Source organism: Streptomyces sp. NPDC058534 (assembly GCF_042717365.1).
GTDB lineage: Bacteria > Actinomycetota > Actinomycetes > Streptomycetales > Streptomycetaceae > Streptomyces.
Map to the genome: position 1 here is coordinate 13,513 of NZ_JBHXNW010000063.1, position 26,012 is coordinate 39,524.

General features: G+C 73.4%; 24 protein-coding genes. 20 read left to right on the forward strand and 4 right to left on the reverse strand.

What is annotated here, in order from left to right; all coding sequences use genetic code 11:
- Nucleotides 1–192 precede the first annotated feature (192 nt).
- Both ACFWR9_RS30860 and ACFWR9_RS30865 read right to left on the reverse strand, forming a co-directional pair.
- Nucleotides 193–537: a ferredoxin gene (locus ACFWR9_RS30860; protein WP_383847601.1), complete on the reverse strand. Its 345-nt coding sequence runs from the start codon at nt 535–537 to the stop codon at nt 193–195.
- Nucleotides 537–1,700, reverse strand: a complete 1,164-nt coding sequence (locus ACFWR9_RS30865; RefSeq protein WP_383847604.1) for a Rieske 2Fe-2S domain-containing protein — start codon at nt 1,698–1,700, stop codon at nt 537–539. The genes ACFWR9_RS30860 and ACFWR9_RS30865 overlap by 1 nt, the downstream gene beginning before the upstream one ends.
- 216 nt (nt 1,701–1,916) lie before the next feature.
- Between ACFWR9_RS30865 and ACFWR9_RS30870 the strand changes: the two genes are divergently transcribed.
- The 15 genes from ACFWR9_RS30870 (at nt 1,917) to ACFWR9_RS30940 (ending at nt 18,061) form a co-directional block, all read left to right on the forward strand.
- Nucleotides 1,917–2,663, forward strand: coding sequence for an SDR family NAD(P)-dependent oxidoreductase (locus ACFWR9_RS30870; RefSeq protein ID WP_383847607.1), 747 nt, complete (start codon nt 1,917–1,919; stop codon nt 2,661–2,663).
- 147 nt (nt 2,664–2,810) lie between these two features.
- Complete coding sequence (locus tag ACFWR9_RS30875; RefSeq protein ID WP_383847610.1) at nt 2,811–3,971, forward strand: steroid 3-ketoacyl-CoA thiolase; 1,161 nt, start codon at nt 2,811–2,813, stop codon at nt 3,969–3,971.
- A 9-nt stretch (nt 3,972–3,980) separates the two neighbouring features.
- Complete coding sequence (locus ACFWR9_RS30880; protein WP_383847612.1) at nt 3,981–6,173, forward strand: acyl-CoA dehydrogenase; 2,193 nt, start codon at nt 3,981–3,983, stop codon at nt 6,171–6,173.
- Nucleotides 6,174–6,175: 2 nt separating this feature from the next.
- Nucleotides 6,176–7,069: a MaoC/PaaZ C-terminal domain-containing protein gene (locus tag ACFWR9_RS30885; protein ID WP_383847615.1), complete on the forward strand. Its 894-nt coding sequence runs from the start codon at nt 6,176–6,178 to the stop codon at nt 7,067–7,069.
- Nucleotides 7,066–7,722, forward strand: a complete 657-nt coding sequence (locus ACFWR9_RS30890) for a PaaI family thioesterase (RefSeq protein ID WP_383847618.1) — start codon at nt 7,066–7,068, stop codon at nt 7,720–7,722. The genes ACFWR9_RS30885 and ACFWR9_RS30890 overlap by 4 nt, the downstream gene beginning before the upstream one ends.
- A gap of 14 nt (nt 7,723–7,736) precedes the next feature.
- Complete coding sequence (locus tag ACFWR9_RS30895; protein WP_383847620.1) at nt 7,737–8,531, forward strand: SDR family NAD(P)-dependent oxidoreductase; 795 nt, start codon at nt 7,737–7,739, stop codon at nt 8,529–8,531.
- A 223-nt stretch (nt 8,532–8,754) separates the two neighbouring features.
- A complete protein-coding gene (locus ACFWR9_RS30900) occupies nt 8,755–10,416 on the forward strand; it encodes an AMP-binding protein (protein ID WP_383847622.1) in 1,662 nt (553 codons plus the stop codon).
- 55 nt (nt 10,417–10,471) lie between these two features.
- Nucleotides 10,472–11,638, forward strand: a complete 1,167-nt coding sequence (locus ACFWR9_RS30905) for an acyl-CoA dehydrogenase family protein (RefSeq protein ID WP_383847625.1) — start codon at nt 10,472–10,474, stop codon at nt 11,636–11,638.
- Nucleotides 11,635–12,609: a bifunctional MaoC family dehydratase N-terminal/OB-fold nucleic acid binding domain-containing protein gene (locus ACFWR9_RS30910; RefSeq protein WP_383847628.1), complete on the forward strand. Its 975-nt coding sequence runs from the start codon at nt 11,635–11,637 to the stop codon at nt 12,607–12,609. Before ACFWR9_RS30905 ends, ACFWR9_RS30910 begins: the two co-directional genes overlap by 4 nt.
- Nucleotides 12,609–13,769 carry an acyl-CoA dehydrogenase family protein gene (locus tag ACFWR9_RS30915; RefSeq protein ID WP_383847630.1) on the forward strand — a complete coding sequence of 387 codons (1,161 nt, stop codon included), beginning with the start codon at nt 12,609–12,611 and terminating at the stop codon, nt 13,767–13,769. The genes ACFWR9_RS30910 and ACFWR9_RS30915 overlap by 1 nt, the downstream gene beginning before the upstream one ends.
- Complete coding sequence (locus tag ACFWR9_RS30920) at nt 13,766–14,221, forward strand: MaoC family dehydratase (RefSeq protein ID WP_383847632.1); 456 nt, start codon at nt 13,766–13,768, stop codon at nt 14,219–14,221. The genes ACFWR9_RS30915 and ACFWR9_RS30920 overlap by 4 nt, the downstream gene beginning before the upstream one ends.
- Nucleotides 14,218–15,399 (forward strand): lipid-transfer protein, encoded by a 1,182-nt coding sequence (locus tag ACFWR9_RS30925; protein ID WP_383847635.1) that lies wholly within the window; start codon nt 14,218–14,220, stop codon nt 15,397–15,399. Before ACFWR9_RS30920 ends, ACFWR9_RS30925 begins: the two co-directional genes overlap by 4 nt.
- Nucleotides 15,396–16,247 carry a MaoC/PaaZ C-terminal domain-containing protein gene (locus ACFWR9_RS30930; protein ID WP_383847638.1) on the forward strand — a complete coding sequence of 284 codons (852 nt, stop codon included), beginning with the start codon at nt 15,396–15,398 and terminating at the stop codon, nt 16,245–16,247. The genes ACFWR9_RS30925 and ACFWR9_RS30930 overlap by 4 nt, the downstream gene beginning before the upstream one ends.
- Complete coding sequence (locus tag ACFWR9_RS30935) at nt 16,240–17,028, forward strand: 2-keto-4-pentenoate hydratase (protein ID WP_383847640.1); 789 nt, start codon at nt 16,240–16,242, stop codon at nt 17,026–17,028. Before ACFWR9_RS30930 ends, ACFWR9_RS30935 begins: the two co-directional genes overlap by 8 nt.
- 97 nt (nt 17,029–17,125) lie before the next feature.
- Complete coding sequence (locus ACFWR9_RS30940; protein WP_383847643.1) at nt 17,126–18,061, forward strand: 3-oxoacyl-ACP reductase; 936 nt, start codon at nt 17,126–17,128, stop codon at nt 18,059–18,061.
- 18 nt (nt 18,062–18,079) lie between these two features.
- On the opposite strand, the gene ACFWR9_RS30945 is transcribed toward ACFWR9_RS30940, so the two are convergent.
- Entirely contained in the window at nt 18,080–18,691 is a 612-nt protein-coding gene (locus ACFWR9_RS30945) for a TetR family transcriptional regulator (RefSeq protein WP_383847645.1), read from the reverse strand.
- 228 nt (nt 18,692–18,919) lie between these two features.
- Between ACFWR9_RS30945 and ACFWR9_RS30950 the strand changes: the two genes are divergently transcribed.
- The 5 genes from ACFWR9_RS30950 to ACFWR9_RS30970 all read left to right on the forward strand — a co-directional run bounded on the left by ACFWR9_RS30950 (nt 18,920) and on the right by ACFWR9_RS30970 (nt 25,110).
- Nucleotides 18,920–20,527, forward strand: a complete 1,608-nt coding sequence (locus ACFWR9_RS30950; RefSeq protein ID WP_383847648.1) for an FAD-dependent oxidoreductase — start codon at nt 18,920–18,922, stop codon at nt 20,525–20,527.
- 30 nt (nt 20,528–20,557) lie between these two features.
- Complete coding sequence (locus ACFWR9_RS30955) at nt 20,558–21,352, forward strand: SDR family NAD(P)-dependent oxidoreductase (RefSeq protein ID WP_383847651.1); 795 nt, start codon at nt 20,558–20,560, stop codon at nt 21,350–21,352.
- A gap of 73 nt (nt 21,353–21,425) precedes the next feature.
- Nucleotides 21,426–23,102, forward strand: coding sequence for an AMP-binding protein (locus tag ACFWR9_RS30960; protein ID WP_383847654.1), 1,677 nt, complete (start codon nt 21,426–21,428; stop codon nt 23,100–23,102).
- Nucleotides 23,103–23,162: 60 nt separating this feature from the next.
- Nucleotides 23,163–24,329, forward strand: coding sequence for a 3-hydroxy-9,10-secoandrosta-1,3,5(10)-triene-9,17-dione monooxygenase oxygenase subunit (gene hsaA / locus ACFWR9_RS30965; RefSeq protein WP_383847656.1), 1,167 nt, complete (start codon nt 23,163–23,165; stop codon nt 24,327–24,329).
- Nucleotides 24,330–24,342: 13 nt separating this feature from the next.
- Entirely contained in the window at nt 24,343–25,110 is a 768-nt protein-coding gene (locus ACFWR9_RS30970; protein ID WP_383847658.1) for an SDR family NAD(P)-dependent oxidoreductase, read from the forward strand.
- 54 nt (nt 25,111–25,164) lie between these two features.
- On the opposite strand, the gene ACFWR9_RS30975 is transcribed toward ACFWR9_RS30970, so the two are convergent.
- Nucleotides 25,165–25,965, reverse strand: a complete 801-nt coding sequence (locus tag ACFWR9_RS30975) for an SDR family oxidoreductase (RefSeq protein ID WP_383847661.1) — start codon at nt 25,963–25,965, stop codon at nt 25,165–25,167.
- Between the last annotated feature and the right edge of the window lie 47 nt (nt 25,966–26,012).

Sequence of the window (26,012 nt, forward strand, 5' to 3'; positions counted from 1 at the left end):
ACCCACGGGGATCGCACGCGGGGTCCGGCCTCTTAAGGGGGCGCGGGGGGGGGGCGGGGGCGGCGGGGGGGGGGGGCCCCCCCCCCCCCCCCGGGGCGGCCCCCCCCCCGGGGGGGTTGGCGCGACCCGGCCCTCACCGTTGTGTCCGCCGGGCCCGGGGGATGTGTCCCGGCGGACGGTCCGGGGGCGGGCTCAGGCCGGGTGGTCGGGCAAGGAATCTGTTCCGGTGGCGGGGCCCGCCGGATCCACGACCTCGATCCGGCCGCGCAGCGCCGCCTCGCGGATCGTGTCGCGCAGGGACCGGCAGCCCTCGAAGGCGCCCTCGGCCCCGCCGGTCCCGTCGGCCGCGTCCCGCTCCGCGCAGGCCGCCGTGGCTCGCGCGTTCCACTGCACACTCGTCTGCTGCCAGCTGCTCTTGCGCACCAACACCTCGGCGGCGCACCGCTCGCAGGCCAGCGGCCGCATCGGCACCCCGTCGGCGCGCCGGGTGTCGAGCCGGTTGTCGATGCGGGCGTCGATCCGGTGTCCGGTTCGCATCAGACCGGCCGGCCCTCGGCGACGGCGGCCTTGCGGGCGAGGTTGGCCTCGACCTCCCGCTGCCACGCCTCGACGGGCCGCGTGGTGTCCAGCTCGAACTCGAAGCGGTCGGTCATCTCCGGCGTCACGTCGGCCGCGTCGACGTAGAACTGCTCGTACCAGCGTCGGAGTTGGTACACCGGGCCGTCCTCCTCGCACAGCAGCGGGTTGTCGATGCGCGTCTTGTTCTTCCAGATCTCGATGTCCTGCTCGAAGCCGAGTTTGATGAACTGCCCCATGCCCGAAGCGAGTTCGTCGGCGGCCTCGCCCGACAGGGAGGCCGAGCGCTTGACGACGATGCCGTACTGGAGCACGAAGCGGTTCGCGTCCACCGGGTAGTGGCAGTTGATCAGGACCGAGCGCACGTCGTCGGCGTCCTCGTAGTGGTAGGTGAGGTCGTCGATCATGAAGGACGGGCCGTGGTACGAGGCCACCGAGTTGCTGCCGGTGGTCCTGGGCTTGCCGTCCTGTTCCTGCGGGCGCGCGTCGGGGCGGCCGGTGCCGCGCATGTACTGGGTGGCGGTGTGCCCCTCGAAGACGTTCTCGAAGTACGTCGGGAAGGAGTAGTGGACGTAGAAGAAGTGGGCCATGTCCACGACGTTGTCGACGACTTCACGGCAGTTGGCGTCGACCACGGTCTCGTACCAGAGCCAGTCGGTCCACTCGTCGCTCGTGGCACCCTCGATGCGGGGGACGGTCACGTCCGGGGGAGGCGGGTTGCCCTCCGGGTCGTTCCAGACGAACAGCATGCCGTCCTGGTCCAGGGTCGGCCAGGCCGCCGTACGGGCCCGCAGCGGGACCCGCTTGGAGTACGGGATCTGCTTGCAGCGGCCGTCGCCGCCCCAGCGCCAGTCGTGGAAGGGGCAGGCCACCTGGTCGCCCTTGACCGTGCCCTGGGAGAGGTCGCCGCCCATGTGCCGGCAGTAGGCGTCCAGGACGTTGAGCGTGCCGTCACCGGCCTGGAACACCACGAGCTTCTGGCCGAAGGCCGTCACCGCGTGCGGCTTGCCGTCCTTGTACTTCTCGGCGAGGCCCAGGCAGTGCCAGCCGCGCGCGAAGCGGGTCGGTGCCGCGGCCGCCTCGATGGCCCTGACGTCGTCGTGTGCTGACTCGACTGCGCTCACGTTGCTCTCATCCCCTCAGGACGCGTGATCTCCACGGTCCGGACGGTAGGCGCGGACACCCGGGGCCACGGCGGTGAGTCCCACTGACCGGTACCGGTGGTCCGGGGCCGCGCGAGGGGCGGTCCCGGTCGGTGGGACCGACCCCCGGCCGTCCCGGCCGGCGGGCGTACAGTCCGCCGCCCTGTCCGTCGGCACACGGAGCGAAGAGGAGCCGCGATGAACCGCTTCGAGGGTACGAAGGTCCTGCTCACCGGGGCGGGATCCGGCATCGGGCGGGCCACCGCGCTGCGCCTGGTCGCCGAGGGCGCGGCGGTCTTCGCCGTCGACCTGTCCGGCGAGGGCCTGGCCAGGACGGCCGCCGCGGCCTCCGGTCCCGGGCGGATCACGACCCGGGTCGCCGACGTCGCCGACGAGGACGCGGTCGTGGCGGCCGTACGGGCGGCGGCCGGCGAACTCGGCGGCCTCGACGTCCTGGTGAACGTCGCCGGCATCCACCGCACCACGCCGATCGACCGGCTGACCGTCGCCGACCTGCAGCAACTCTTCACGGTCAACGCCGTCGGCACCGCCCTGTTCTGCCGGGAGGCCCTGCCCCTGCTGCCGGACCGCACCGGCGTCGTCGTCAACGTCGCCTCGTCGGCCGCCTCGCACGGGAACCCGTACATGACCGCCTACGCCGCCTCCAAGGGCGCCGTCCTCGGCTTCTCGCTGTCCCTGGCCGCCGAGGTCGCCCACCGCGGCATCCGCGTCGTGCCCGTCTCGCCCGGCTCGGTCGCCACGCCGCTGGCCGGGCCGCACGTGCTGCCGCCCGAGCTGGACGCCTCGTACTACGGGCGGATCCGCTCCCCGTTCGGCGCCGCCGAGCCCGAGCAGATCGCCGGGGTGATCGCCTTCGCGGCGTCCCGCGACGCGGGATACCTCACCGGGGCCGAGATGCGGGTGGACGGCGGGTCACACATCTGACGGCACCCGAGAACGCGTGGCCGAGCGCCGTCGGCCACTGAGCGGGACTGGACCTTGCTCATTTCGAGAACGAATTCTAGTTTTTCCGTAGCAGCACCAGTCAGTCCGTCCCGGGCCCCCACGCCCCCTCACCTCATACGGAGAGCCATGACCGAGGCCGTCATCGTCGAAGCCGCGCGGACACCGGTCGGCCGGCGCCGCGGTGTCCTGTCCGGGCTCCACCCGGCGGAGCTCCTCGGGCTCGCCCAGAAGGGCCTCGTGGAGCGGGCCGGCATCGCACCCGACACCGTGGAGCAGGTCATCGGGGGCTGTGTCACCCAGGCCGGTGAGCAGTCCAACAACGTCACGCGCAACGCCTGGCTGCACACCGGGCTCCCGCACACCACCGCCTGCACCACCATCGACTGCGCCTGCGGATCGTCCCAGCAGGCCGTGCACCTGGTCGCCGGACTGATCGCCTCCGGTGCGATCGAGACCGGCATCGGCTGCGGCGTCGAGTCGATGAGCCGGGTCTTCCTCGGCAAGGCCCTCACCCCGGACACCGGCGTCCCCGTGCCGGAGAGCTGGTCCCTGGACATGCCTGACCAGTTCACCGCCGCCGAGCGCATCGCACGGCACCGGGGCATCACCCGGGCCGACGCGGACGCCCTCGGCCTCGCCTCCCAGAGCAAGGCCGCCCGGGCCTGGGCGGAAGGCCGCTTCGACCGGCAGATCATCGGCGTCGAGGCTCCCGTGGCCGGGGCCGAGGGGCCCACCGGTGAGACCGCCCTCGTCACCCGCGACCAGGGCCTGCGCGACACCACCCCCGAGGCACTGGCCGCCCTCAAGCCGGTCCTGCCCGACGGCATCCACACCGCGGGCAACAGCTCCCAGATCAGCGACGGCGCCGCCGCCGTCCTGCTGATGAGCCGGGAGCGCGCCGCCCGCGAAGGGCTGCGCCCGCGCGCCCGGATCGTGGCCTCCACCATGGTCGGCTCCGACCCCTACTACCACCTGGACGGGCCCGTCGCCGCGACCGAACGGGTGCTGCGCACCGCCGGCATGACCCTCGGCGACATCGACCTCGTCGAGATCAACGAGGCCTTCGCCTCCGTCGTCCTGTCCTGGGCCCAGGTCCACAAGGCCGACATGGACAAGGTCAACGTCAATGGCGGCGCCATCGCTCTCGGTCACGCCGTCGGCTCCACCGGGGCCCGGCTCGTCACCCAGGCCCTGCACGAACTGGAGCGCACCGGCAAGTCCACCGCGCTGATCACCATGTGCGCCGGCGGGGCGCACTCGACCGCCACCGTCATCGAACGCGTCTGAGGAGCCGCCATGACCATCGGGCTCACCCAGGAGCACCGCGACCTGCGCGACGCCGTACGCGCCTTCGCGAACCGGCACATCACCGAGGAGACCCTCCGCGCGGCGGCCGACGCCGACAAGGAGATCCTCCCCGAACACTTCAACGGCCTCGCCGAGCAGGGGCTGCTCGGACTGCACCTGCCGGAGGACGCGGGCGGCGCCGGGTACGGCCTGGTCGAACTCGCCGTCGTCACCGAGGAACTGGGGCGGGCCATGGCGCCCGGACCCTTCCTGCCGACGACGCTCGCCTCCGCCGTACTGCACGCCGCCGGACACCGCACCCGCCTCGCCGCGCTCGCCTCCGGCACCTCCGTCGGCGCGGTCGCGCTTGGCCCCGGCACCCTCGCCCTGACCCGGGCCGCCGACGGTACGGCCACGCTCACCGGGACCTCCGAACTCGTCGTCGGCGGCCACCTCGCCGACGTGTTCGTCCTCCCCGCTGCTGACGGGGGCCGCACCACCTGGCTCGTGCTGCCCCGCGCAGCCGTGGACACCACCGACGTGCGCAGCCACGACCTCACCCGCCGCTCCTCCCGGGTGACCGCGCGCTCGGTGCCCGTCCCGGCCGCCGACCTCCTCGACCTCGACCCCGGGCGCCCACGGGACCTGGCCGCGACCCTGTTCGCCGCCGAGGCCTCCGGCATCGCCGACCGCTGTGTGACCACCGCGGCAGGCTACGCCCGGGTGCGGGAGCAGTTCGGGCGTCCCGTCGGCCAGTTCCAGGGCGTCAAGCACCGCTGTGCCCGCATGCTCGCGCAGGCCGAGCAGGCCCGCGCCTGCGCCTGGGACGCGGCCCGCGCGGGCGACCCGGGCGGCGCGAGCCCCGGCGAGGCCGCGCTGGCCGCCGCCCTCGCCGGTGCCGTCGCCGTCGAGGCCGCGTTCGTCACCGCCAAGGACTGCGTCCAGGTACTCGGCGGCATCGGATTCACCTGGGAACACGACGCGCACCTCGCGCTGCGCCGAGCCCAGACCCTGCGCGTCACCCTCGGCCCCACCAGCGCCTGGCGCCGCCGCGTCGCCCGTATCGCCCTGGACGGCACCCGGCGCAGGCTCGGCGTCGAACTGCCGCCCGAGGCCGAGACCGTGCGCGAGGGCATCCGCGCCGAACTGCGGGAGGCAGCCGCCCTCGACGGCACGGACCGGCTCACCCACCTCGCCGACCACGGCTACACCGCGCCGCACCTGCCCGCCCCCTGGGGGAAGGGCGCCGACCCGGTGACCCAGCTCGTCATCGCCGAGGAACTGGAGGCCGCAGATCTCACCCCCGTCGACATGATCATCGGCGGCTGGGTGGTGCCCACGCTCATCGCCCACGGCGACGACGCCCAGCGCGAGCGGTTCCTCGCCCCGAGCCTGCGCGGCGACATCGCCTGGTGCCAGCTGTTCAGCGAACCGGGCGCTGGCTCCGACCTCGCCGGTCTCACCACCCGCGCCGAGAAGGTGGACGGCGGCTGGCGGATCACCGGCCAGAAGGTGTGGACGTCCATGGCCCGCGACGCCCACTGGGGCGTCCTGCTCGCCCGCACCGACACCACCGTGCCCAAGCACAAGGGCATCTCCTACTTCCTCCTCGACATGACCAGCCCCGGCCTGGACATCCGGCCGCTGCGGCAGATCACCGGTGAGTCCGAGTTCAACGAGGTCTTCCTCGACGACGTGTTCGTCCCCGACGAGCTGCTCGTCGGCGCGCCCGGCGACGGCTGGAAACTCGCCCGCACCACCCTCGCCAACGAACGCGTCGCCCTCTCCCACGACGCGGTCGGCTCCGGCGCCGAGACCCTGCTGGAGATCGCCGCCGCATCCGACGGCCTGGACGAGGAACGCCTCACCACTCTCGGCGGCCACCTCTGCGACGCCCAGTCCGGCGCCCTCCTCGCCCTGCGCACCACGCTGCGCACCGTCTCAGGGCAGCAGCCCGGCGCCGAGGCGTCCATCGCCAAACTGCTCGGCGTCGAAGACCAGCAGCGGGTCTGGGAGACCTGCGTGGACTGGCAGGGCGGCGCCGCGCTCACCGGCGAGGGCGAACGCCACGACGCCATGTGGATGTTCCTCAACTCCCGGTGTCTGTCCATCGCGGGCGGCACCACCGAGGTCCAGCTGAACATCATCGGCGAGCGCCTCCTCGGCCTGCCCCGCGACCCCGAGCCCACCCGGAAAGGCTGACCATGCCCATCGACCGCGACAAGGCGCTCAGCGCGGGCCCCGCCGTCCGCGAGATCCGCTGGACCACGCGCGACGTCCTCCTGTACCACCTGAGCCTGGGCGCCGGTGCCGCCGCGGCCGCGGACCCGGAGCTGCACCTGACCTACGAGAAGGACCTCGTGGTGCTGCCGACCTTCGCCCTGGTGGCCGGCACCGGCGTCTCCGCGGGCGAGGCACCGGCACCGAGTCTGGAGATGCCCGGCGTCGACGTCGACCTGCGCGCCGTACTCCACGCCGGGCAGGGACTGCGGGTGCACCGGCCGCTGCCGGCGTCGGGCACCGCGACCCTGCGCTCCCGCGTCGTCGAGGTGTGGGACAAGGGCAAGGCCGCGCTCGTCGTACTGGAGTCGGCGGCCACCGACGCCGACGGCGACCCGCTGTGGACCACGACCACCCGCATCTGGGCCCGCGGCGAGGGAGGCTTCAGCAACGACCCCGGCCCCGAGGAGCAGACGGTGGCACCGGACCGCCCCGCCGACACCGTGCTCAGCACCGCCACCGCGCCCCAACAGGCCCTGTGGTACCGGCTCAACGGCGACCTCAACCCGCTGCACGCGGACCCGGCCTTCGCCCGCTCGGCCGGCTTCGAACAGCCGATCCTGCACGGCCTCGCCTCCTACGGACTGGTCGCCAAGGCCCTGGTCGACGGCATGCTGGGCGGCGACGTCACCCGCCTCACCGGTCTCACCGTGCGCTTCGCGGGGCCCCTCGTCCCCGGCGAGTCGATCGTGACGTCCGCGTGGCGCGACGGACCACCGGCCGACGACGGCACCCAGCGGCTCCTGCTGCACGCGGCCTGCCCCGACCGCGACGACGCGCCTGTGCTCACCCACGCGACGGCGACGGTGCGCCCGTGAACGCCCGCGCCGCCGAAGGCACCCCAGTACCGGTGCCCGCTCCCTGCCCGCGCCTCGTGGCCGAGCCCCACACCGACGGCGTCGACGCCGCGGTCGCCGCCGCCCGCCGCCTGGTCACCGCCCTGCTGCGGGCCGGCGACGGAACCGGCGCCGACATGACCGAGATCGTCGCACGCCTCGACGCCGTCACCGACCGGCTCACCGAGAAGGCCCCCACCGTCCCCGAACGCCTCGCCGAGATGTGGCGCGGCGAGGGCGTCACCCGCCACGACCCCGTCACCGGCCCGGAGAACGCCATCGCACCGCCGCTCACCCTGCACGGCCGGGAGGACCGCTCCATCGAGGGCGTCGTCACCCTCGACCTGCCCTACCAGGGGCCGCCCGGCCATGTGCACGGAGGCGTCTCGGCGTTGCTCCTCGACCACACCCTGGGCGTGGCCAACCACTGGGCGGGCACCTCCGGGATGACCGCCGAACTCACCCTGCGCTACCTGCGGCCCACCCCGCTGTTCGAACCCCTCACGGTCACCGGACGGCAGGTCTCGGTGGACGGCTCGCGGATCCGCACGGCCGGCGAGATCACGTCCGGCGGCCGGGTCTGCGTCACCGCGGAGGGTCTGTTCATCAACAAGCAACTGCCGCGGCCGAGCTGAGCGAGGAGGTGGCCATGAACGAAGGGTCGGCCATGAACGAGCACCACCCCGTACGCCCTCTCGACGGCAAGGTGGCCGTCATCAGCGGCGCCGGTCAGGGCGTGGGCCAGGGCATCGCCCTCGCGCTGGCCTCCGAGGGGGCCCGCGTCGCCGTACTCGGGCGAACCGCGGCCAAGTTGGAGACGACCTGCGAGATGCTGCGCGCGAGGGGAGCGGAGGCGGAGCCGTTCGTCCTCGACGTGGTGGACACGGACCGCATACCCGGCACGGTCGACGCCGTCGCCGAACGCTTCGGCGGCATCGACATCCTGGTCAACAACGCCTACACCGGCTGCTACGGCCCCCTCCTGTCGCTGACCGGCGCCCAGTTCCGCAAGGGGTTCGAGAGCGGGCCGTTCGCGGCGTTCGCCTTCATGAACGCCGCGCACCCGTACCTGAAGCGGAACGGCGGAGCGATCGTCAACGTCGTCACCTCCGCCATGGTCCGCTGGGACCTGAGCACCTACGGGGCGTACGCGGCGGCCAAGACCGCCCTGCGCACCCTCACCAGGGCCGCCGCCAACGAGTGGGGCCGCGACGGGATCCGCGTCAACGCCATCGCCCCGCACGCCGTGTCGCCCGCCTACGCCAAATGGCAGGACGCCCACCGCGACGAGGCCGCCGAGTTCACCGCGACCATCCCGCTGGGCTACGTCGGCGACTGCGAACAGGACATCGGGCGGGCCGTGGTGATGCTGTGCGGACCGGACGCCCGCTATCTGACGGGCGCCACGGTGCCGCTCGACGGCGGCCAGGCCAACTTCGACTGACGACCGGGCCGCCGCCGGCCGCACGCGCCCACGTCCCTCCCGGTCAGCGGGATCACCCCGGCCGGGGCACCCCGGCCGCGGCTAGCGTCGCCGACGGCGGGAGGGACCGGGTGGGCGTGGCCCGAGGGGGCGCCGTACGACCACCGACGGACCGCGGGCGCACCAGCGCCCCGTCGCCGTACCGACATCGGCAGACCCGTCCACCGGGTGAGAGGGACCGACGTTGCCACACCAGACGATTGCCGACCTGCTGCTCGCCCGCGCAGGGGACGACCACCCGGGCCTGCTGACCCGCGAACGGACCTGGACCTGGGACGAGGTTGTCGCCGAGAGCGCCGACCGCGCCGCCCGGGCCGCCGAACTGCGTACCGAGGGGCCGTTCCACATCGGCGTACTCCTGGACAACGTGCCCGAGTACGTCTTCTGGCTGGGCGCCGCCGCCCTGGCCGGCGCGGCCGTCGTCGGCATCAACCCGACCCGGCGCGGCGCCGAACTCGAAAGCGAAGTGCGCCACACCGAATGCCAGTTGATCGTCACAGACCGGGCCGGCCTCGACCTCCTCGACGGCCTGGACGTCGGTGTGAAGCGCGACCGCTTCCTCGTCGTCGACGACCCGGAGTACGCGACCGGCCTCGCCACCCGTGCCGGGTGGGGGCCCGTGCGCGCCGCCCCGGACGTCACCGCCGCCACGACCATGCTGCTCCTGCTGACCTCCGGCACGACCGGCAGGTCCAAGGCGGCGATCTGCTCGCAGGGCAGGCTCGCCGCGCTCGGCACCGCCAACAGTGCCAAGTACGACATCACCCGCGCCGACACCTGCTACTGCCCGATGCCGCTGTTCCACGGCAACGCCCTGATGGCCCTGTGGGCGCCGGCCCTCAGCGCGGGCGCCACCATCGCCCTCACCCGCAAGTTCTCCGCGTCCGGATTCCTGCCCGACGTCCGCCACTACGGCGCCACCTACTTCACGTACGTCGGCAAGGCGATCGGTTACGTCCTGGCGCTGCCCGAGACGCCGGACGACGCCGACAACCGGCTCACCCACGCCTTCGGCACCGAGGCCTCGCCCGAGGACGCCGACCGCTTCCTGAGCCGGTTCGGCTGCCGTCTCGTCGAGGGGTACGGGTCCAGCGAGGGCGCCGGGATGCTCAAGCGGGTGGCCGACGGGCCGGTGGGCGCCCTCGGGACGCCCGCCCGCGAGGGCGTCCGCATCGTCGATCCGACGACCCGCCGTGCCTGCCCGCCCGCCCTGCTCGACGCCTACGGCCGGGTGCGCAACCCGGAGGAGGCCATCGGCGAGATCGTCGACACCGAGGGCGCCGCCCGCTTCGAGGGCTACTACAACAACGAGACGGCGAACGCCGAACGCGTCCGGCACGGCTGGTACTGGACCGGAGACCTCGGCTACGTGGACGAGGCCGGCTACTTCTACTTCGCGGGCCGCTCGGGGGACTGGATCCGCGTCGACGGCGAGAACATCTCCGCGCTGCTCACCGAACGCGTCCTGCGCAGACACCCGGGCGTCGTCGCCGCCGGCGTCTTCGGCGTGCCCGACCCCCGCTCCGGCGACCAGGTCATGGCCGCCGTCGAGATCCCCGACGGCACCCGTTTCGAGGACCTTGACCTGCCCGGGTTCCTGGCCCGCCAGGAGGATCTGGGCACCAAGGGCGCGCCGCGCTTCGTCCGCGTCTCGCACGCGCTGCCCACCACCGGCTCCAACAAGCTGCGCAAGAAGGAGATGCAGCTCGACGGCTGGCGCACCGACGACCCCGTGTACCGCTGGGCAGGACGCGGCGGGCCCGCGTACGCGCCGATGAACGACGACGACAAGGCCGCCCTGCGCGACGAGTTCCTCGCCGGCGGACGCGGACGCTTCCTGCCCTGAACGGCGACGAGGGTGACGAGGGGGACGACGGTGACGACCGAGGAGAGAACGACACATGCACCTGCGTGAGAGCGCCGCGCACCGCGAGCTGCGGCGGGAACTGCGGGACTACTTCGCGGGCCTGATGCCCGAGGACGAACGCCGTCGCGTCGGCGAGGAGGGCGTCGGCGGCGACCGGTTCCGCGAGGTCGTCAAACGGCTCGGCGCGGACGGCTGGCTGGGCATCGGCTGGCCCACCGAGTACGGCGGCCAGGGACGGCCGGTCGAGGACCAGTACGTGTTCTTCGACGAGGTCCAGCGGGCCGGGCTGCCCTTCCCCTTCGTCACCGTCAACACGGTCGGCCCGACCCTCATGGCGTACGGGTCCGAGGAGCATCGCAGGCGGTTCCTGCCCGGCATCCTCTCCGGCGACATCGTGTTCGCCATCGGCTACACCGAGGCCGAGGCGGGCACCGACCTCGCCTCACTGACCACCCGGGCCGTGCGGGACGGCGACACGTACGTCGTGGACGGCGGCAAGATCTTCACCAGCGGCGCCAACACCGCCGACTACGTGTGGCTCGCCGCCCGCACCGACCCGGACGCCCCCAAGCACAAGGGCATCTCCATCCTCATCGTGCCCACCACCGACGAGGGCTTCAGCTGGAGCCCCATCCGCACGGTGGGCGGCATGGTCGTCACCGCGACCTACTACACCGGCGTACGGGTACCCGCCGGTGACGTCGTGGGCGAGGTGGACGGCGGCTGGCGGCTGATCACGGCCCAGCTGAACCACGAACGCATCGGCCTCGCCGCCCTCGGCGGCCGCATGATCCAGCTCTGGGAACGCGTCCTGTACTGGGCGAAGGAGAACGGCACGGCCGACATCCCCTGGGTACGCCAGGAGTTCGCCCGCACCCACGCCCAGCTGGAGGCGATGCGGCTGATGAACTGGAAGATGACCGCCGCCGTCGCCGCCGAAACCCTGACCGGCGCCGACGCGGGCGCCGCCAAGGCGTACGGCACCGAGACCCACATCGCCGTCCAGCGCGGCCTGACGCAGATCCTCGGTGCCGCAGGCCGCATCCGGCCCGAGTCACCGGGCGCGGTCCTCGCCGGGCAGGTCGAACAGCTCTCCCGGCAGGGCATCGTGAACACCTTCGGCGGCGGCGTCAACGAGATCCTGCGCGACATGGTCGCCACCCAGGGCCTCGGGCTGCCGCGCAAGGGGCGTGGAGCGTGACCGGGCGGGACGGCACCCGGCCGGAGACCAGGTACGAGGAGCGGCTGCAGGCTTTCGCCGGACGCGAACTGCGTGCCCTCACACCGGCCCAGGACCCGGTCAACCAACCGATGATCCGGCACTGGACGGAGGCGATGGGCGACACCAACCCCGTCTACACCGACACCGAGGCGGCCCGCGCGACCGGACGCGGGGGAGTGGTGGCACCGGCCTCGATGATCCAGGCCTGGACGATGCGCGGCTACGCCGCCACCGTCTCCCCGCCGGCCGGGCGGGACGGCTTCGACGAGCTGGTCGACCTGCTCGACGAGGGCGGCTACACCTCCGTGGTGGCGACCGACTCGGAGTTCACCTTCCTGCGGGAGCTGGTGCCAGGTGACCATGTCGCCGTCCGCGAGAGCGTGGAGTCGATCTCGGCGGAGAAGCGGACAGGACTGGGCACGGGCAGGTTCGTCACCACCCTCAAGACGTACACCGACCAGCACGGCGAGACCGTCGCCACCCAGCGCTGGCGCACCCTCAGGTTCCGCCCGGCCTCCGGGGCGGCGGAAGAGCCGGCCCCGGCCCCGCGCCCCCGCCCCGCCGTCAACCGGGACAACGCCTTCTTCTTCGACGGCGCGAAGCGGCACCGGCTGCTCATCCAGCGCTGCGCCGCCTGTTCCACCCTGCGCCACCCGCCGGGCCCCTGCTGCCCGGAGTGCAACTCGCTGGAGTGGGACACCGTCGAGGCATCCGGCCGCGGGCACGTGTACAGCTACGTCGTCAACCACCACCCGCGCCATCCGGCCTTCCACTTCCCGTTGGTCGTCGCGGTCGTCGAACTCGCCGAGGGCACCCGCCTCATCACCAACCTGACCGGAGTCGCGCCCGACGACGTCGCGATCGACATGCCCGTGGTCCTCGACTGGCTCGACGCCGACCCCGATCCGACCCTGCCGGTGTTCCGGCCCGCCCCGACGGAGGCACCCTGATGGATTTCTCCCTGGGAGAAGAGCTCGAAGCGGTCCGCGACCTGGCACGGGAGATCTTCACCGACCGTGCGACGCCCGAGCGGCTGCGCGAGGTGGAGACCTCGCCCGCCCGGACCGACACCCGCCTGTGGGCCGACCTGGCCTCGGCCGGACTGCTCGGCGCCGTACTACCGGAACGGGACGGCGGTGCCGGACTCGGCATGGCGGGACTCTGCGTCCTCCTCCAGGAGCAGGGCCGCAGGGTGGCGCCGGTGCCGCTGTGGCCGGCCCTGGTCGGGGGCCTCGCCGTCGCCGCGCACGGCACCTCGCGACAGCGGGAGGAGCTGCTGCCGGGCCTCGCGGGCGGCGAGGGACGGCCGACCGTCGCGCTGGAGGAGTTCGGCCCCGCCGATCCGCTCACGCCCCGGACGACGGCGGTGGCGGACGGCACGGCACGGGGCGGCACGACTCAGGGCGGTACACAGGACGGCCCGCGCTGGCGGTTGACCGGCACCAAAGCCGTCGTACCCGCGCCGGAGGGTGCCCGGCACGTCCTGGTCACCGCGACCACCGACGCGGGCCCCGGCCTGTTCCTGGTCGCCCCGGACGCCCCCGGAACCACCTGGGAGCCCGCCGAGACCACCACGTACGACATGAGTGGCCACCTCACCCTCGACGGCGCCCCGGCCGTCGCCGTGGGCACCCCCGGCGACGGCACCGTGGCGGCACTGGTCCGTGACACCTTCGTGGCGCTCGCCGCCGTCCAGGTGGGCGTGGCCGAGGGCGCGCTGCGGTACGCGGCCGACCACCTGCGCGAACGCCTGCAGTTCGGCCGCCCGCTGGCCACCTTCCAGGCCGTGCAGCACCAACTCGCCGACTGCTACATCGACATCGACGCGATGCGGGTCACGCTCTGGCAGGCCGTGGACGCGCTGCGGGCACCGTTCGACGCGGCGGACGCCGACCGGGCCGCGCTGGTCGCCAAGTGGTGGGCCACCGAGGGCGGTCTGAACACCGTCCACCGCGTTCAGCACGTGCACGGCGGCATCGGCGTCGACACCGACTACCCGGTGCACCGCCACTTCCTGTGGGGCAAGCAGATCTCCACCACCCTGGGCGGCGCGGGCGCCGACCTGGAACGCCTCGGCGCCCTGCTCACCGGCGCGGCGGTGGCCTCATGACCCGCCCGCCGGACACCCCCGCGCTCCCCGCCACCCGCACCTACGGCGCGGTCGCCGTCGGCGACGTACTACCGGACCTGACGATCCCGGTGACGCGCACCCTGATCGTCGCCACGGCGCTCGCGAGCCGCGACTACCAGGACGTGCACCACGACCCCGAACTCGCCCGCGAACGCGGCTCCAAGGACATCTTCATGAACATCCTGACCAGCAACGGCCTGGTCGACCGCTACGTCACCGACTGGGCCGGCCCGGCCGCCGTCGTCAAGGCCATCCGCATCCGGCTCGGCGCCCCCAACCACCCCGGCGACACCATGGTGCTCACCGGCACGGTCACCGCGAAGTCCGACGCCGACCACCACGCCGACATCGCCGTCAAGGGAACCAACAGCCTCGGCGCCCATGTCACCGGCACCGTGACCGTGCGCCTGCCCGGGGAGGCGACGCCATGACCACCGGCACGCTCCTCCCGGCCGCCGCCGTGGCCGGCATCGGCGCCACCGAGTTCTCCAAGGACTCCGGACGCAGCGAACTCCAACTCGCCTGCGAGGCCGTGCTCGCCGCCCTCGCCGACGCCGGGCTGAGGCCCGCGGACGTGGACGGCCTGGTCACCTTCACCGCCGAGACCAACTCCGAGATCCACGTCGCCCGCAACACCGGCATGGGCGACCTGACGTTCTTCTCCCGCATCGGTTACGGCGGCGGCGCGGGCTGCGGCACGATCCAGCAGGCCGCCATGGCCGTCGCCACCGGCGTCGCCGAAGTCGTGGTCTGCTACCGGGCGTTCAACGAGCGCTCCGGCGAGCGCTACGGACTCGGCCAGGCCGCCCGCCTCATGGACACCACCGCCGACCGGGCCGCCTACGCCTGGATGACTCCGTTCGGACTGAGCACCCCCGCCCAGTGGGTGGCCATGTTCGCCCGCCGCTACCTCCACGAGTACGGCGCCACCACCGACGACTTCGGCCGGGTCGCCGTCATCGACCGCAAGCACGCCGCCAACAACCCCGCCGCCTGGTTCCACGGTCGCCCGATCACCCTCCAGGACCACCGCGACTCCCGCTGGATCGCCGAGCCGCTGCGGCTGCTCGACTGCTGCCAGGAGACCGACGGCGGCCAGGCGCTCGTCGTCGTCTCAGCCGAACGCGCCCGCGACCTGCCCCACCCGCCCGCGCTGATCCGCGCCGCCGCCCAGGGGCTCGGCGCCGACCAGCACATGATGACCAGCTACTACCGGCCCACCATCACCGGCATCCCCGAGATGGGCCTGGTCGGAAGGCAGCTGTACCGGCAGAGCGGTCTCGGCCCCGACGACGTCGACGCCGCGATCCTGTACGACCACTTCACCCCGCTGGTCCTGCCCCAGCTGGAGGAACTGGGCTTCTGCAAGCCCGGCGAGGCGAAGGACTTCATCGCCGACGGCCACCTGGAACTCGACGGCCGGCTGCCCCTCAACACCCACGGCGGACAGCTCGGCGAGGCCTACCTGCACGGCATGAACGGCATCGCCGAAGGCGTCCGGCTGGTCCGCGGCACCTCCGTCAACCAGCCGGACGGCGTCGGTCACGTCCTGGTCACCGCCGGCACCGGCGTCCCCACCAGCGGCCTGATTCTGGGAGCCGACCGATGACCACCACCCGCGCGTGGCAGGGCCGTGACCTCGGCACCCGCACCGTCTCCTACACCGAGCGCGACGCCATCCTGTACGCCCTCGCGGTCGGCGCCGGAGCCGACCGGCTGGACCTCGTGTACGAGGAACGCCTGCGCGTGCTGCCCACCTTCGCGCTGACCGTCGCCCAGTGGGCACCCGACGCGCTCGGCACTCTCGGCGCTTTCGACGTCACCACCGCCGTCCACGGCAGCCAACGCCTGACCGTGAAACGCCCCTTGGAGCGGTCAGGGGAGCTGACGACGACCGCGCGGGTCGCCGGCGTGTGGGACAAGGGCTCCGCCGCCGTCTTCGACGTCGAGGTGGACTGCGACCGCTTCACGGCCACCTGGTCGATCTTCGCCCCCGGCAGTGGCGGATTCGGCGGCGAGCGCGGGCCGTCCGCCCCGCGCCGCCCGGACCGGGCGGCGGACCACCGGCTGACCGTGCCCACGCACTCCAGGCAGGCGGCCCTCTACCGGCTGCTCGGCGACCGGCACGCCATGCACATCGACCCCGAGGCCGCGAAGGCGGCGGGCATGCCCCGGCCGTTCCTGCACGGGCTGTGCACCCTCGCCGCGGCCCTGCTGCCGCTGGCCGAGACCCTCGGCGCGCACCCCGCCGACCTGGTGGAACTGGAGGCACGGTTCGCCGCCCCCGTCTTCCCGGGTGACCCGCTCGTCCTGCACGGCTGGACCGGTGACGACACCGGCGTCCGCTTCGAGGCGTCGGCCGACGACGGACGCACGGTGCTCTCCGGCGGCCGCGCCCGCTTCGCCCCCGACCGGGGGCCCGCCGCACCGAACCGTGAGGAGACCCCCGATGCTTGACCCCGCGCGGCGTGCCGAGGCCGCCGAACTGCTCCGCACCGCACAGCGCGAACGGGCCCCCGTCGACCCGCTGACCACCACCTACCCGGAGATCGACGCCACCGACGCGTACGAGATCCAACTCCTCAATATCCGCGCACAGTTGAAGGAGAAGGGCGTCACCGTCCACGGGCACAAGGTCGGCCTGTCCTCCAAGGTCATGCAGCAGATGATGGGCGTGGACGAGCCCGACTACGGCCACCTGCTCTCGGACATGGTGCTGACCCAGGAAACCCCCGTCGACACCGGCCGCTACTGCCAACCGCGCATCGAGGTCGAGATCGGGTACGTGCTGGGCCGGAGCCTGCCCGGTGAGGGGTGCACCACGGCGGACGTCCTCGCCGCCACCGAGTACGTCGTGCCGAGCATCGAACTCATCGACAGCCGGATCAGGGACTGGAAGATCGGCCTCGCGGACACCATCGCCGACAACGCGTCGTCCGCCGGTGTGCTCCTCGGCGCCGCCCGGGTCCGCCCGGCCGACCTGGACCCGGCCGACGTCGCCGCCGTCCTGTACCGGGACGGCGAGGAGATCGCCCGGGGCAACACCAGTGCCGTACTGGGCGACCCGACCGAGGCGGTCGCGTGGCTGGCCCGCAAGGTGGCCTCCTACGGGGTGCGTCTGGAGGCCGGACACGTCGTGCTGCCGGGGTCGTGCACCCGGGCGGTGGACGTGCGGCCGGGGGACGAGTTCCGGGCCGAGTTCGAGGGACTCGGCTCGGTGTCGGTCGCCTTCGTCTGAGCGCCCTGGTCTGGCCGGCGCACGCCTCGTCATTCAACTTCAACCATCGGCTCGACCGAACACGGAACACCAAACAGGAAACACGGAAAGAGGCAGCATGAGCTCCACGAACACCATCCTGGAGGGGCGTACCGCCGTCGTCACCGGTGCCGGCGCGGGACTCGGCCGGGCCGAGGCGCTCGCCCTCGCGGGCCTCGGCGCCAACGTGGTGGTCAACGACGTCGGTCCGGCGGCCGACGACGTGGTCGCCGAGATCAAGGCCCTGGGCGCGGACGCGGTCGCCGTGACCGGTGACATCGGGGACTGGTCCATGGGCGAGCGCCTGGTGGGGGCCGCCGTGGAGACGTTCGGCGGCCTCGACGTCGTCGTCAACAACGCGGGCGTGCTGCGCGACCGGATGCTGTTCAACCTGTCCGAGTCCGACTGGGACGACGTCATCCGCGTCCACCTCAAGGGGCACGCCGGTCTCTCCCGTGCCGCGGCCGTGCACTGGCGGGCCGCCTCCAAGGCGTCCGGTGCCCCTGTCTACGGGCGGGTCGTCAACACCTCCTCCGAGGCCTTCCTGTTCGGCGCCCCCGGCCAGCCGAACTACTCCGCGGCCAAGGCCGGGATCACCGCGCTGACCCTGGCCACCGCCCAGGGCATGTCCCGCTACGGGGTGCGCGCCAACGCCATCTGCCCGCGCGCCCGCACCGCCATGACCGCCGACTCCTTCGGCGAGGGCGTGAACGCGCCGGGCGGCCTCGACATCATGGCCCCCGAGCGGGTCGCCGCCCTGGTCGCCCACCTGGCCTCACCGGCCGCCGACGAGATCAACGGACAGGTCTTCGTCGTCTACGGCGACATGGTCGCCCTGCTCGCGCCGCCCACGGTGGAGCACAAGTTCACCGCGGCCGACGGCACCTTCACCCCCGAAGAACTCGACGCCCAGCTGACGCCGTACTTCAGCGGCCGGGACCCGTACCGCACCTACGCGGCGTACAGCGTCGCCGCGCTCGACACGACCGGCACCCAGCAGACCCCGGCGGGCTGAACCCGCCCCGCACCCCCGTCAGACCCCGTCCTCCCCGGGGGCGAGCAGCAGCCGGCAGGCCATCCGCAGGTCGGCGTCGGCCTCCTCCGGGGTGATCCGCTCGTTGAGCCGGGACTGCAGGACCCCGTACCAGAGCAGGGTCAGCAGCCGCAGCCGGGCCACATGGTGCTCCGTGGGGTCCTCGACGCCCCAGGCCCGCAGCAGCAGGTCGAGGAAGCCCGTGTCGACCCGGGCCAGGTCGGGGACGGTCGAGGCGCGGGCGGCGTTCGCCGACTGGATCATCGCGGTGGCGAGCTCCGGCCGCCGCAGCAGACTGCGGGTGGCACCCGCCAGCGTCGCGAAGACGGCGTCCTCCGGCGAGTCGTGCGCGGTCCGGTCCGCGAGCCGCGCGCCGAGCCCCTCGATCTGGTCGGCCATCACGGCCGTGAACAGGTGGGTCTTCGACGGGAAGTACCGGTACAGGGTGCCGATCGCCACCCCCGCCGACTTGGCCACCTCGTGCATCTGTACCCGTTCGAGCCCCGTCTCGGCGGCGATGTCCGCCGCCGCCCGCAGGATGCTCTGCCGGCGCGCGTGCTGCCGGGGCGAACTGGGCTCGGCCCCCGCCCTGGCCTCGGCGATTCTGGGCACGCTCGCCCTCCAGGCGCTCGATCGTTTCGTGGCAACGGCCTTCGACAATACGCGCGCCCCGGGCATCGCGTCAGGTGCCACCCGGCCCCGTACCGGTCAGTGGGACCGCTCCCGCGTACCGGTCAGTGGGACCGCTCCCGCCCCCACCCGCCTCCGGCGCGGTCTGCTGAGGCCGCACACCGCCGAACACACACCACCGAACACCACCGACTGGCAGGAGGGGCATCCATGCGGGACGGCCGACGGGAAGGCGACGCCACCCACGACGTGATCGTCGTCGGGTCCGGCGCGGGAGCGATGACCGGGGCCCTGGTGGCCGCGGCGGACGGCCTGGACACGGTCGTACTGGAACGGACGCCGCTGCTCGGCGGCACCTCCGCGTACTCCGGGGCCGCCTGCTGGCTGCCCGGCACCGCGGTCCAGGAACGTGCCGGCCTCGGTGACTCCACCGACGCCGCCCGTACCTATCTGCGGGCGCTCGTCGGCGACGCCGGGGCGGACCGCCGGGAGGCCTTCCTGCGCCACGCGCCCGAACTGGTCGCCCGGCTGGAGAGCGACCCGGCCGTGGAGTTCGAGTGGCGCGCCTTCCCCGACTACGTCGCCGTCCCGGGCCGGATGGATGCCGGACGTTCCTTCGTGCCGCGCGACCTGCCGGTGGAGGAGCTGGGCGACCTGCTGCCCCTGGTCCGCCCGGCGGTCGACCGTGACCGGTCCGGCCAGGGCCACCCCGAGGGGCCGCTGACCGCGGGGCGCGCCCTGATCGGCCGCCTCCTGCTCGCCGCCACCCGTACCGGCAACGCGACCGTGCGCACCCGGCACCGCGTCACCGGGCTGGTCACCGAGAACGGGAGGGTGACCGGCGTCGAGGCCGAGACCCCGCAGGGCACGGTCACCGTACGGGCCCGGCGCGGCGTGCTGCTGGCCGCGGGCGGCTTCGAGGGCGACGACGCGCTGCGCGCAGAGCACGGCGTGCCGGGCGCCGCGGCGTGGAGCATGGCGCCCCCGGGAGCCACCACGGGCGACCTGCTGCGCGCTGCCGTCCGGATCGGTGCCGCCACCGATCTCATGGACGAGGCCTGGTGGTGCCCCGGCACCGAACGGCCGGACGGCACCGCCGCGTTCACCCTCGGCCTGCGCGGCGGCATCGTCGTGGACGCGGGCGGTCGGCGCTTCGCCAACGAGTCACTGCCGTACGACCGCATGGGCCGCGCCCTCGCCACCGCGCAGGCACCCGCCCACCTGGTCTTCGACTCCCGCGAGGGCGGCGCCCTGCCCGCCATCACCGTGCCGCCCGCCGACCCGGCGGAACACCTGGCGGCCGGCGTCCGGGTGCGGGCCGGCTCGCTGTCCGAACTCGCCGAACGCATCGGAGTCCCGGCCGACTCCCTGACCGACACCGTCGCCCGCTTCAACGACCACGCCGCCACCGGCACCGACCCCGACCACCACCGCGGCGAGGACCCCTACGACCGGTTCTTCGCCGACACCCGCAACGCGCCAGGACCCAACCCCTGCCTGGTCCCGCTCGACCGCCCGCCCTACTACGCGGCCCGCCTCGTCCTCGCCGACCTCGGCACCAAGGGTGGCCTGCGCACGGATGTCGACGCACGCGTACTCGACGGCACGGGACACCCGATCCCCGGCCTGTACGCCGCGGGGAACACCAGCGCCTCCTTCACCGGCCGCGTCTACCCGGGCCCCGGCGTCCCCATCGGCACCGCGATGGTCTTCGCCTCGCTGGCCGTGCGGGACATGGCGCTCCCGACCAGTGGGATCACCGGCGGCGCCGCCCGCGGGGCGCGTTCTACGGTCACCGCACCGCCGGGCCAGGACTGAGAGCCGGGCCAGGACTCAGAGAGGTACTCGATGATCGACAAGAGCGTGTACGGGCCGTGGGCGGTCGTCGCGGGCGGCTCCGAGGGCGTCGGCGCCGCGTTCGCCGAGCGGCTCGCGGACGCCGGGATCAACCTGCTCCTGATCGCCCGCAAACAGGGACCGCTGCACGAGACCGCCGACCGGGCACGCGCCCGGGGCGTCGAGGTCCGCACCCTCGCGCTCGACCTGCTCGACCCCGGGGCCCTGGCGGCCGTCCGCATGGTCACCGACGGCCTGGAGGTCGGGCTGCTGATCTTCAACGCCGGGGCCAACACCTACGGCCACGACTTCGTCACCGGCGACCTCGACGGGGTCCAGGGCGTGCTGGACCTGAACATCAGCGCGCAGCTCGCCCTCACCCACCACTTCGGGGCCCTGATGAAGGAGCGGCGCCGCGGCGGCATCATGCTGGTCGGCTCCCTCTCCGGTTTCATGGGCCAGGCGCGGATCAGCGTCTACTCGGCGGCGAAGGCCTTCGGCCGCGTCTTCGCCGAGGGCCTGTGGCTGGAGCTGCGCGAGTACGACGTGCACGTCCTCGAACTGGTCCTGGGAGTGACCCGGACCCCCGCGATGGAACGCGCCGGTCTCCGCATGGACCTGCCCGGCCTCCGCGTCGCCGAGCCGGACGACGTCGCCCGGGAGGGTCTCGACCACCTCGCCGACGGGCCCGTGTGGGTCGCCGGGGGCAACGCGGAGACCGCCGAGCGGCGCAGCGGCTTCCCCCGCGCCGAACTGGTCCTCGCCGCGCACGAGGCGTCCCAGCGGCTGCTGCCCTCGTCCACCTGAGGGGGCACCCCTCCCGAGCGCCGCCGCGCCGCACCCTCCCCGACCGCGTACGCCGTCCCCTCCCGGAGAGCAGATGAGAGAGCCCGAGCCCCCACTGACGATCCCCGGCGCCCTGGATCTCGCCGTCGGCCGCGCCCCCGACCGGGAGGCGCTGGTGGACGAGGACGTACGGCTGACCTGGACCGGGCTGCGCGACCAGGTGCGGGCCGCCGTCAAGTCGTTGATCGCCCTCGGCACGCGGCCCGGCGACCGGATCGCCGTCTGGGCACCCAACAGCCACCGCTGGGTGGTGGCCGCGCTCGCCGCCACCTCGGCCGGTGCCGTGCTGGTCCCCGTCAACACCCGCTACAAGGGCGGCGAGGCCCGGTGGCTCCTCGAACGCGGCGCGGCCAGGCTGCTGTTCGTCGAGAACGGCTTCCTCGGCAAGGACTACCTGGCCATGCTGAGTGACGACGCGGAGGTCCGGGACGAGACGCGTCCCGTACCCTCCCTGCCGGGGCTGGCCGCCGTGGTGACGCTCGATGGCGATGGCGATGGCGATGGCGATGGCGATGGCGATGGCGATGGCGACGAAGGCGGAGGCGAAGGACACGACGAAGGCGACGCGGGGCATCGCCCCGGCACCCTGCCCTGGCGCGACTTCCTCGCCTACGGCGCCCACCTGCCCGACTACGAGGTCGCCGTCCGCACCGCGTCCGTGCGCCCCGACGACCCGTCCGACCTGCTCTTCACCTCGGGCACCACCGGCCGGCCCAAGGGCGCGCTGACCACGCACCGCCAGAACCTCACCACGTACCGGGCCTGGAGCGCGCGCACAGGAGTCACCGGCGACGACCGCTACCTGATCCTCAACCCGCTCTTCCACTGCTTCGGCTACAAGGCCGGCGTGCTCGCCTGCCTGCTGCGGGGCACCACCATGGTGCTGCAACCGGTCTTCGACGTGAACCGGGCCCTGCGTGCCGTCGAGACCGAACGGATCAGCGTCCTGCCCGGCCCGCCCACCATCTACACCGAACTGCTCGACGCCCCCGACCGGGCCCGCTTCGACCTGTCGTCGCTGCGTCTCGCGGTGACCGGGGCCGCCGTGGTGCCCGTCGCCCTGGTCCGGCGCATGCGGGCCGAACTGTTCCCCGAGGTGCTCACCGCCTACGGGCTCACCGAGTCCTGCGGCACGGTCAGCGTCTGCTCCGCGGACGACGACGCGGAGACCGTGGCGCTGACCGCGGGCCGCCCCATCGACGGCGTGGAGGTGCGGATCGCCGACGGCGACCGGCGCCCGCTGCCCGCCGGGCGGGACGGCGAGATCCTGGTCCGCGGCTACAACGTGATGCTCGGCTACCTGGACGACCCGGCGGCGAGCGCGGCGGCCGTCGACGACGACGGCTGGCTGGCCACCGGCGACGTCGGCCACTTCGACGGGCGCGGCAACCTGGTGCTCACCGGCCGCTCCAAGGACATGTTCACGGTCGGCGGCTTCAACGTCTACCCGGCCGAGATCGAGCAGGTGCTCACCGGGCACGACGCCGTCGCGGAGGCCGCCGTGATAGGGGTCCCCGACCCACGGCTCGGGGAGGTCGGCCGGGCCTACGTGACGGCCCGCCCCGGCGCCGGTAGCGAGCCGGGCGCCCTGCTCGACTGGTGCCGCGAGCGGCTCGCCAACTTCAAGGTCCCCCGCGACGTCGTCGTCCTGGGGGCGCTGCCGCGCAACGCAGCCGGCAAGGTCGACAAGGCCGCGCTGCGCACCGACTGACACACGCGGCGCCACGACGCACCGCACGGACACGGCTCGCGGGAGCCTGGAGGACGGACGATGGGCAATCAGGTTCTGGAGTCGGTACGCGCCCTGCTGCCCGGCATCGGGAAACGGGCCGTCGCCGCGGACGAGACACGCCGCATACCGGAGTCCACGATCGACGAGCTGACCGGCGCGGGCGTCTTCCGGATGCTGCAACCCGCCAGGTACGGCGGCCTGGAGAGCGACCCGGTCGACTTCTACCAGGTGGTGAGGGCGATCTCCGCCGTCTGCTGCTCCACCGGCTGGGTCGCCTCGGTCCTGGGCGTGCACCCCTGGCAGCTGGGCCTGTTCCCGCGCCGGGCGCAGGACGACGTCTGGGGCGAGGACCCCGACACCCGCGTCTCCTCGTCGTACGCGCCGGTGGGCCGGCTCACCCCCGTCGACGGCGGCTACCGGCTCACCGGCCGCTGGAGCTTCTCCTCCGGCTGCGAGCACGCCACGTGGGCCCTGCTCGGCGCCCTCGTCGTCGGCGCGCAGGGACGACCGGTCGACTTCCTCACGGTCCTGGTGCCCCGCTCCGACTACACCATCGAGGACGCGTGGGACGTGGTCGGACTGCGCGGCACCGCCAGCAACGACATCCTCGTCGAGTCGGCGTTCGTGCCCGACCACCGCGTACTGCGCAACTACGAGCAGGCCCGGCTGAAGGTGCCCGGGCAGCAGGTCAACAAGGGACCGCTGTACCGGCTGCCGTTCGGCGCGATCTTCACCAGCGCCATCACGGCACCGGTGATCGGCGCCGTGTCGGGCGGCTATGAGTCGTACGTGTCGCTGATGAAGGAGCGGGTGCGGCTCAGCCTCGGCGGCGGCCGCTTCACCGAGGACCCCTTCGCCCAGGTCGCCATCGCGCGCGCCGCCTCCGACATCGACGCGACCGTCCTGCAGATGGACCGCAACCTGCGCGAACTGTCCGAACTCGCCGCCGCCGAGCAGGAGATCCCCATGGAACTGCGGCTGCGCACCCGGCGCGACCAGGTCCGGGGCACCGAACGGGCCGTCGCCGCGATCGACCTCCTCTTCAAGACCGCCGGCGGCAACGCGCTGCGCCGTGGTAACCCCGTCGAGCGCGCCTGGCGCGACGCCCACGCGGGCAGCGTGCACGTCGCCAACGACGTGGAACGGGCGCTCGCCATGTACGGCCGCGGGGCGTTCGGCCTCACGGTGGAGGACAACCTGGTCTGAGGAGGAGTACAAGATGCGGCTCGAAGGACGCGTCGCGATCGTCACCGGCGCCGGGGACGGCATCGGCGCCGCGGTGGCCCGCCGGTTCGCCGCCGAGGGGGCCAGGGTGCTGGTCGCGGAGGTGAACGAGGAGACCGGCCGGGCCGTGGCCGACGCGATCGGCGGCCGCTTCCTGCACACCGACATCGGCGACAAGGCACAGGTGCTGGCCATGGTCGACACCGCCGTGCGGGAATTCGGGGGCGTCGACATCCTGGTCAACAACGCCTGGGCGGTCGGCGGCCTCGGACGGGTGGAGAACAAGACCGACGAGATGCTGGCCCGGGGAATGGGCATCGGCTTCTACGGCCCGTTCTGGGCGATGCGGGCGGCGTTCCCGCACATGCGGCAGCGGGGGTGGGGCCGGGTCGTCAACATGTGCAGCCTCAACGGCGTGAACGCCCACATGGGCACCCTGGAGTACAACGCCGCCAAGGAGGCCCTGCGCACCCTGACCCGCACCGCGGCCCGGGAGTGGGCCCCCACCGGAGTCGTCGTCAACGCGGTCTGCCCCGGCGCGAAGAGTGCGGCCTTCCGGCGGCGGATGAGCGCGAACCCAGAGCTGGAGAAGCAGGTCGGGGCCATGAACCCCATGGGGCGGATGGGCGACCCCGACCAGGACATCGCCCCGGCGGCGTTGTTCCTCGCGAGTGAGGACGCCCGGTACGTCACGGGCAACACCCTCTTCGTCGACGGCGGTTCACACATCAACGGCGTGGCCTGGGCCCCCGACCTGCCGTGACGCACCTGAGCCCGGGAGAGACGGCACGCTCTCTCCCGGGCTCAGGCATGCCCCTCACGCCTCCCGGTTTGCCGCCTTCGCGGCGAGGAACCGGGCCGGGAACTCCCCGCCGCCGTGCACCGCGAGGTCCGCCCCGTTGACGTACGCCGACAGGTCGCTCGCCAGGAACAGGCAGGCGCGGGCGACGTCCCCGGGTACGGCCATCCGCTGCATCGGGATCACGCCGGCCACCGAGGCGCCGCCGTCCGCGCCGTAGACGGACGCCGCGCTCGCGGTGCGGATCAGGCCGGTGGTGATGTGGTTGACCCGCACCTCGGGCGCCCACTCCAGGGCCAGCGCCCGGGTGAGGGCCAGAAGTCCCGCCTTGGCGGCCGTGTAGGCGGCGGTGCCCGGCTGCGGGTCGTGCGCGGAGACGCTGCCGATGTTGACGACCGAGCCGCCGCCCGGCCGGGCCCGCATGGCGCGGTACGCCGCCTGCGCGACGTAGAACGGCGCGAGCAGGTTGAGCGCGACGATCTTCTCCACGAAGCGCGGCGAGACGGTGGCCGCGTCGGCGTCCGGGGAGCCGCCCGCGTTGTTGACGAGCACGTCGAGACGGCCGAAGCGCTCCACCGCGCCGTCGACGAGTCCGGCCGCCGACGCGGGATCGCGCACGTCGGCGGCGACGAAGACCGCCTCCCTGCCCCCCGCCGCCGGCAGGGCGCCCGGCACGTTGCGGCCGCAGACCACGACGTCGGCCCCGGCCCCGAGGAACGCCTCCGCGACGGCGGCACCGATGCCCTTGGTGCCGCCGGTGACGAGCACCACGCGCCCCGTGAAGTCCAACGCGTTGTCGATGTCGATGTCGATGTCCATGTCTACCGGCCTCTCCGGTTCGCTGGGGCGGCTGTTCAGTAAGAGGT

Coding starts and splice junctions, on each gene's coding strand:
- ACFWR9_RS30935 (WP_383847640.1), top strand. CDS start 16,240: ATGCTTGACCCCGCGCGGCGTGCCGAGGCCGCCGAACTGCTCCGCACC.
- ACFWR9_RS30870 (WP_383847607.1), top strand. CDS start 1,917: ATGAACCGCTTCGAGGGTACGAAGGTCCTGCTCACCGGGGCGGGATCC.
- ACFWR9_RS30885 (WP_383847615.1), top strand. CDS start 6,176: ATGCCCATCGACCGCGACAAGGCGCTCAGCGCGGGCCCCGCCGTCCGC.
- ACFWR9_RS30940 (WP_383847643.1), top strand. CDS start 17,126: ATGAGCTCCACGAACACCATCCTGGAGGGGCGTACCGCCGTCGTCACC.
- ACFWR9_RS30975 (WP_383847661.1), bottom strand. CDS start 25,965: ATGGACATCGACATCGACATCGACAACGCGTTGGACTTCACGGGGCGC.
- ACFWR9_RS30930 (WP_383847638.1), top strand. CDS start 15,396: ATGACCACCACCCGCGCGTGGCAGGGCCGTGACCTCGGCACCCGCACC.
- hsaA (WP_383847656.1), top strand. CDS start 23,163: ATGGGCAATCAGGTTCTGGAGTCGGTACGCGCCCTGCTGCCCGGCATC.
- ACFWR9_RS30950 (WP_383847648.1), top strand. CDS start 18,920: ATGCGGGACGGCCGACGGGAAGGCGACGCCACCCACGACGTGATCGTC.
- ACFWR9_RS30905 (WP_383847625.1), top strand. CDS start 10,472: ATGCACCTGCGTGAGAGCGCCGCGCACCGCGAGCTGCGGCGGGAACTG.
- ACFWR9_RS30955 (WP_383847651.1), top strand. CDS start 20,558: ATGATCGACAAGAGCGTGTACGGGCCGTGGGCGGTCGTCGCGGGCGGC.
- ACFWR9_RS30860 (WP_383847601.1), bottom strand. CDS start 537: ATGCGAACCGGACACCGGATCGACGCCCGCATCGACAACCGGCTCGAC.
- ACFWR9_RS30920 (WP_383847632.1), top strand. CDS start 13,766: ATGACCCGCCCGCCGGACACCCCCGCGCTCCCCGCCACCCGCACCTAC.
- ACFWR9_RS30915 (WP_383847630.1), top strand. CDS start 12,609: ATGGATTTCTCCCTGGGAGAAGAGCTCGAAGCGGTCCGCGACCTGGCA.
- ACFWR9_RS30875 (WP_383847610.1), top strand. CDS start 2,811: ATGACCGAGGCCGTCATCGTCGAAGCCGCGCGGACACCGGTCGGCCGG.
- ACFWR9_RS30970 (WP_383847658.1), top strand. CDS start 24,343: ATGCGGCTCGAAGGACGCGTCGCGATCGTCACCGGCGCCGGGGACGGC.
- ACFWR9_RS30880 (WP_383847612.1), top strand. CDS start 3,981: ATGACCATCGGGCTCACCCAGGAGCACCGCGACCTGCGCGACGCCGTA.
- ACFWR9_RS30925 (WP_383847635.1), top strand. CDS start 14,218: ATGACCACCGGCACGCTCCTCCCGGCCGCCGCCGTGGCCGGCATCGGC.
- ACFWR9_RS30895 (WP_383847620.1), top strand. CDS start 7,737: ATGAACGAAGGGTCGGCCATGAACGAGCACCACCCCGTACGCCCTCTC.
- ACFWR9_RS30960 (WP_383847654.1), top strand. CDS start 21,426: ATGAGAGAGCCCGAGCCCCCACTGACGATCCCCGGCGCCCTGGATCTC.